At 62.5% G+C, this 6,571-nt stretch carries 5 protein-coding genes; 3 read left to right on the forward strand and 2 right to left on the reverse strand.

Features of this window, described 5'->3' with window-relative positions; translation table 11 throughout:
- Positions 1-5 precede the first annotated feature (5 nt).
- The 3 genes from hemL to P3T25_RS37030 all read left to right on the forward strand — a co-directional run bounded on the left by hemL (position 6) and on the right by P3T25_RS37030 (position 3,194).
- Positions 6-1,289 (forward strand): glutamate-1-semialdehyde 2,1-aminomutase, encoded by a 1,284-nt coding sequence (gene hemL, locus P3T25_RS37020; protein ID WP_154559921.1) that lies wholly within the window; start codon positions 6-8, stop codon positions 1,287-1,289.
- An 84-nt stretch (positions 1,290-1,373) separates the two neighbouring features.
- Positions 1,374-2,543, forward strand: a complete 1,170-nt coding sequence (ribD, locus tag P3T25_RS37025) for a bifunctional diaminohydroxyphosphoribosylaminopyrimidine deaminase/5-amino-6-(5-phosphoribosylamino)uracil reductase RibD (protein WP_154559920.1) — start codon at positions 1,374-1,376, stop codon at positions 2,541-2,543.
- Between the two features lie 15 nt (positions 2,544-2,558).
- Positions 2,559-3,194, forward strand: a complete 636-nt coding sequence (locus tag P3T25_RS37030) for a riboflavin synthase (RefSeq protein ID WP_154559919.1) — start codon at positions 2,559-2,561, stop codon at positions 3,192-3,194.
- Positions 3,195-3,369: 175 nt separating this feature from the next.
- Here the strand turns inward: P3T25_RS37030 and P3T25_RS37035 are convergent, their stop codons facing one another.
- A complete protein-coding gene (locus P3T25_RS37035) occupies positions 3,370-5,295 on the reverse strand; it encodes a YncE family protein (RefSeq protein ID WP_429361986.1) in 1,926 nt (641 codons plus the stop codon).
- Between the two features lie 721 nt (positions 5,296-6,016).
- The coding region (locus P3T25_RS37040; RefSeq protein WP_429361988.1) for a substrate binding domain-containing protein at positions 6,017-6,571 on the reverse strand (555 nt) is incomplete at its 5' end.

Here is a 6,571-nt window from a genome sequence, read left to right on the forward strand (position 1 = left end):
TCGCCATGTCCAATAATCAGACCCTCTTCGAACGCGCGCAGCGCACCATCCCCGGCGGCGTGAACTCGCCGGTCCGCGCCTTCCGTTCGGTTGGCGGCACGCCGCGCTTCATCGAGCGCGCGCAAGGCCCCTACTTCTGGGACGCGGACGGACAACGCTATACCGACTACATCGGCTCGTGGGGCCCGATGATCCTCGGCCACGTCCACCCGGAAGTGCTGGAAGCGGTCCAGCGCGTGCTGGCCAACGGCTTCTCGTTCGGCGCGCCGACGGAATCCGAAATCGAAATCGCCGAAGAAATCTGCAAACTGGTCCCGTCGATCGAGCAGGTCCGCATGGTCTCGAGCGGGACCGAAGCGACCATGAGCGCGCTGCGTCTCGCGCGCGGCTTCACGAACCGCAGCCGCATCGTCAAGTTCGAAGGCTGCTATCACGGCCACGCGGACAGCCTGCTGGTCAAGGCCGGCTCGGGCCTGCTCACGTTCGGCAATCCGACTTCGGCGGGCGTGCCGGCCGATATCGCCAAACACACCACGGTGCTCGAGTACAACAACGTCGCGGAACTCGAAGAAGCGTTCAAGGCGTTCGGCAACGAGATCGCTTCGGTGATCGTCGAGCCGGTGGCGGGCAACATGAACCTCGTGCGCGCCACGCCTGAATTCCTGCAAGCCTTGCGGCGCCTGTGCACCGAGTACGGTTCGGTCCTGATTTTCGACGAAGTGATGTGCGGTTTCCGCGTCGCCCTGGGTGGCGCGCAAGAGGTCTACGGCATCAAGCCAGACCTGACGTGTCTGGGCAAGGTGATCGGCGGCGGCATGCCGGCCGCGGCCTTCGGCGGCCGGCGCGACATCATGGCTCACCTCGCGCCGCTCGGCGGCGTCTACCAGGCTGGCACGTTGTCGGGCAATCCGATCGCGGTCGCCGCGGGCCTGAAAACGCTGCAACTAATTCAGGCGCCCGGCTTCTACGACACCCTCTCCGCCCGCACCACGCGTCTCGCGCAAGGTCTCGCGAATGTCGCGCGCGAAGCGAAGGTGCCGTTCGCGGCCGATTCGCTTGGCGGCATGTTCGGCCTCTACTTCACCGAGTCGATTCCCACCAGCTTTGCCGAAGTCACGAAGAGCGACGTGCCGCGCTTCAATGCGTTCTTCCACAAGATGCTCGACGCGGGCGTGTACTTCGCGCCGTCGGCCTATGAAGCGGGCTTCGTTTCCATCGCGCACGACGACGCGATCATCGACGCCACGATCGACGCCGCGCGCGGCGCGTTCACCTCGCTCGCGGCCTGAGGCTGGCGAGACACAGAACGAGACGCAGAAACCGCCGAAACCCAGGCCCAACACTACCTAGCCACCGCACCCGATCGGACACCGATGTTTTCGCAAACCGACTTCGTCCATATGGAACGCGCGCTCGCACTAGCCAAGCGCGGCATGTACACGACCGACCCGAATCCGCGCGTCGGTTGCGTGCTCGTCAAGAACGGCGAGGTGATCGGCGAAGGCTTCACGCAACCGGCCGGCCAGGATCACGCGGAAGTGCGCGCGTTGAAGGACGCGCGTTCGCGCGGCCATGATCTGCGCGGCGCCACGGCCTACGTGACGCTCGAACCGTGCAGCCATTTCGGCCGCACGCCGCCGTGCGCGAACGCGCTGATCGAAGCGCAGGTCGAGCGCGTGGTCGCGGCGATGGAAGACCCGAATCCGCAGGTCTCCGGGCGTGGTCTCAAGATGCTGCGCGACGCCGGCATTGAAGTGCGTTGCGGGCTGCTCGCCAACGAAGCGCACGAACTCAACATCGGTTTCGTGTCGCGCATGACGCGCGGCCGCCCATGGGTGCGCATGAAAGTGGCCGCCTCGCTGGATGGCCGCACCGGTTTGCCCTCGGGCGTCAGTCAATGGATTACCGGCGAAGCGGCGCGCGCCGACGGTCACGCGTGGCGCGCCCGCGCGTCGGCGATTCTGACGGGCATCGGCACCGTCCGGGAAGACGACCCGCGCATGACCGTGCGTGCCGTCGACACGCCGCGCCAGCCGCAACGCGTGCTGATCGACAGCCAGCTCGACGTGCCGCCTGACGCGCAGATTCTGGCCGGCGCACCCACGCTGATTTTCTGCGGCAATCTCGACGAACGTCACACTGAACGAGCCGCCGCACTGCGCGATCGCGGCGCGGAGATCGTGCAACTGGCGAACGCGTCCGGCAAGGTCGATTTGCCCGCCATGCTGAAAATACTCGGCGAGCGTAACGTCAACGAACTGCACGTCGAGGCGGGCTACAAGCTGAACGGTTCGCTGCTGCGCGAAGGCTGCGTCGACGAACTGCTGGTCTATCTTGCGCCCAGCCTGCTTGGCGTAGACTCGATGAGCATGTTCAATCTGAACGCGCCGGAGACGCTCGACGGCCGCACGCAACTGAACTTCCACGCAGTCGACCGGATCGGCGACGATCTGCGGATTCTTGCGCGCTTTGTGCCCCGCGCCGTGCCGAATCCTGCACCCGAAGCCGGGACCGAGCCCGCACCCCAACCAACTTCGAATTGATCAAGGACTAGCACGATGTTTACAGGAATCGTCGCGGCGGTGGGCCGCATCGAATCAGTCAAACCCCTCGGCACGGATGGTGACGCGGGCGTGCGCCTGAACGTCGAAGCCGGCGGCCTCGAACTCGAAGACGTCCAGCTCGGCGACAGCATCACGATCCAGGGCGCCTGCATGACGGTCGTGGCAAAGACCGCGCATTCGTTCGAAGTCGACGTGTCGCGCGAAAGCCTGAACTGCACGGCGGGCCTGGGCGAGACCGGCGAGGTCAATCTCGAGAAGGCGCTGCGCGCGCATGACCGGCTCGGCGGTCATATCGTCTCAGGCCACGTGGACGGCCTCGGCACGGTCACGTATTTTGCGCCGGTCGGCGAATCGCACGAACTGCGCGTGCTGGCGCCGCGCGAGATCGGCCGCTATCTGGCTTATAAAGGCTCGATCACCGTCAACGGCGTGAGCCTGACCGTCAACTCGATTAAAGATCGCGACGATGGCTGTGAGTTTTCGATCAATCTGATTCCGCACACGGTGCAGGTGACGTCGCTGAAGAATTTGCGCGAGGGTTCGCCGGTCAATCTGGAGATCGATCTGATTGCGCGGTATGTGGAGCGGATGCTCAGCACGTCTCAGGACGGCCACAACCCATTGAAGTAACTCGATTTTTCGCAAAACAACTGTCTACCGTCGTCTCGTCAAATCCAGCCAGATCTACAGCATTGTGACGGTACATCGGTCAACGATCCATTGGCGGCGTGTGGTTGTCTGCGCGCTGCGATTTGCCAGATTGCTGGTCTGAGGCCGGTGGAGTAGGCGCGACGGGCACGGGCGATCACGGTGTCCAACGATAAACAACGATGCTGGAGGCGTTGTAGTTGTCCTTCGTGACCACGTACTCCCCGGTCGATCGAAGGTACGATCTAAGACCGTACATCGAATCCATGTCATTGCCGACGTACACATTGCTGGGGTTGCTGTTGATGAACGTATTGTCCAAACTGCCCGTCGTCAGGTTGAAGGCATCGATGTTGGGCACGGTGTGGACGTAGCCAACGAACAGGTAGTTGCCAGCAGCAGTGAGGGACTTCGGATTGGCGCTGGTGAGCGTGATAACCGGGTTCGGGTTGGTTGTGTTGCCGGCGAGCCACCCGTGGTAGACCTCTACGCGGGTTCCGATGCCGGTCCAGTCAGTGCTGCCCGTGATCCGCTGCCCGAGAATCATCGTGTCGCTTTCGGGCAGGTAGATGATGCGGCTCAGGTCACCGATCGATGCAGGAACCGGCACGGTTACGGGCGCTCCCCATGACGGCTTGCCGTTCGCATCGAACCCGGTCAGCGGCCAGTGCCAGATCCGGTTCGTCTTGTCGAGCCCGGCCCACACGTCGCCCCTGCTGTCGACGCAGAAGCCGTTGCGAACCAGCGCAGTGGCATTGAATAGCGTGCCCGGCAATACCCCATCCGGGACGGCAGTGTAGCCCTGGGCGGGGTCAAAGTGAAAGAAGTAGAAGCCGTCGGGGTTCTGGTCAGTGGCGACCAGCACCCTGTTCGTTCCTGCGCTCGCAATCATGCCGAAGTGCAGGCCGCGACCCCGGTAAGTCACGTCGAGGCGGGGGTCGGACGGATACGTGAACGGGTCAACGGTGTTGGCGACAAACTTCCAGTCCGCACTACCTGTGCCTGAATAGATGTTCACGCCGGAATAGAACAGGGTTGCGTCAGTCGCCGGATCGGGGGCGGCTATCGCCTCGAAATTCAGTGCACGCAGGTTGTAGAGGAGCTTGCCTGTCGGGCTGTATGCGTAGAGGTCTGTGCCTCCTGTGCGGCCATGGTCCCATGAGCCTCCCCACGGCTGGGAAAGGATGTAGAGGTTGCCGGCCGAGTCTTTGCCGATGCCGTCGATGCGCGCGAAGCGCAGGCTCCCCACCTGCCCTTTTGTACCAGTCGTTGTATCCAGATAGCCACCCGTCACCCCGAACGTGCTTTTCAGTGTCCACGTGCGCGTGTCGTAGATCTTCGCATTCTGGTCCGGTCCTGCGTCGCCGATCCAAAGATACTGCGTGGTTGGGTCGAAGTAGAGCGCATGCGGGACTTCGCCGGTGGGCAGGGTGAGCGTATGCAGGATCGTGCCGGTCTGGCTGACCTGAAGGACGGTGCCCTCTGCCTCCTGGGCGACGAGGATGTTGCCATTGCCGTCGAACGCTAGTGCACCGGGGTCAGTCACGGCAATGTCACGCAGCCAGGTGCCATTGATGTCGTAAAGTCGCATGCGCGCGCACGGGTTGTCGCTCGCCATCCAGAAGTGGGACCAGGTGGCGATACCGGTGATCACATCGGCGCGCCGCTCGGTGGTGTCGCACGAGACCTGGATGCTCTGGTCAAACGCTCCCGTCACCCGGTCGTATCTGATCACGAGGCCGCTCGAGTAGACCCCGTTCACGCGTCCCCACTGGCGCGGTGCCCAGAGCTTGGTGGCATTGCCGGTGATGGCACTGCCTTGTGGTTCACCATGCGCGCCAAGGCTGCCGGCGTTCAAACCACTCTTGTAGATCGCAATGCCGCCCTCGTTCTCGTCCCACATGGAAGCGGTGTAAATGGTGCCTTCTGGCGCAACCCACATCGAACGCGCGGCGTTACCTACGTGAGTGGCGTTAGTCCCAAACGTATTCGCTATCCAGTCAGTCGTGTACTGGCCCTGACATTCTGACGCGATCGTAGCGCTCAGCATTGCCGCAAGGAATGCGGCACAGATTCGTTTCATGACGTACCCCCAATTTGCAACACGTGCAACGGCCGCCATCAGGAGACCGGATGGCTGCAATGAGGTGGCTGGCAAGTAAGGATGCGGTCCGGCGCAATCAAATCGGCGGGCCGTACAGGCCGGCACGTTCCGCGCCGGTTTTGTCAGTCGAGGGACGTGCTTCTGAAAAATAGTGCTCTGGGCGCGAAGCCCGAAGACCAAACCGAGCAGAAGTGTGCGATTGCGTACGTTGGCATTTTCGTGGCACCGTCACATTGGCCGGCTGCCGCACCTGGCCATGCGGGTCAACGAATGACCGATCCATCTTTGGAGGCCGCCGTTGAGATCGGCTGGACTCACGGGCCGAAGTGGGTCGACGGCGGGCGGAGTGATAGTGGGTGCAGGCATAGCTCGGATGTAAAGTTGCTTTGGCGCACGAGTTTATCGGTGCGTTGCTTCATTGGTCGGCTCGATCTTCCGCTCGACCTTGACCTGCCTGTCGGCACAAGTTATCGGCAGGCAGCTCTGGCGCCAATATCACACATCCACCCCATGCGCTGCGACTGCTGCAATCACGTTTTGTGAGTTCGCGAGCCGGGGACAACTGTCGACACCTTATGGTTTAAGCAAAGGGGAAATTGCTGCGCCCATGGGTAGGTAGGTACCCCGCAGAGTTTGAATTCTCTATCTCCTGAACACTTACCTAAACAACCCATCGCCTTTGCGACGATGGTTGCTGCTATCAGAAGATCTGCGGCTCCCGATAGCGAGCAACAACGAAGTCGACAAAACTTCGCACGCGCTGCGTTATGTAACGACGCCCCGAATAGAGCATCCACATAGTGCGCTCGTCGCCTTCGAGATCGAAACAGTCAAGCAGCAGCTTGAGCGCGCCCGCACGCAGTTGCGACTCGATCAGCGGCCGCGGCAGGCGCGCAACGCCGAGACCCGCCAATGCTGCCCGTTTTACCGCCATCAGATTGGGCGAAGTGAAGATCGGATGCACGGCGACTCGACGGGGACCGTGAGCATCGCGGAATTCCCAGTGGCGAGTCGCTACGTTCGACGCGAGCAGAACGTTATGGTCGGGAAGGTTCTGCGGGACCTCTGGCGGACCGCGCCGCGCAAGGTACGTTGGCGACGCAACGATCACGTCGCGACACTGCGTGAGCGGGCGGCAGATCAGCGACGAATCTCGCAGCCGGCGTTCGGCACTGAACCACACGTCATGATCGTTGCCGTCAAGATCCTGCGTGCTTGCGAAGACCGTCATTTCGAATCTCACGCCCGGTTCTGC

It is taken from the genome of Paraburkholderia sp. GAS32 (assembly GCF_050434225.1).
Taxonomy (GTDB): domain Bacteria; phylum Pseudomonadota; class Gammaproteobacteria; order Burkholderiales; family Burkholderiaceae; genus Paraburkholderia; species Paraburkholderia madseniana.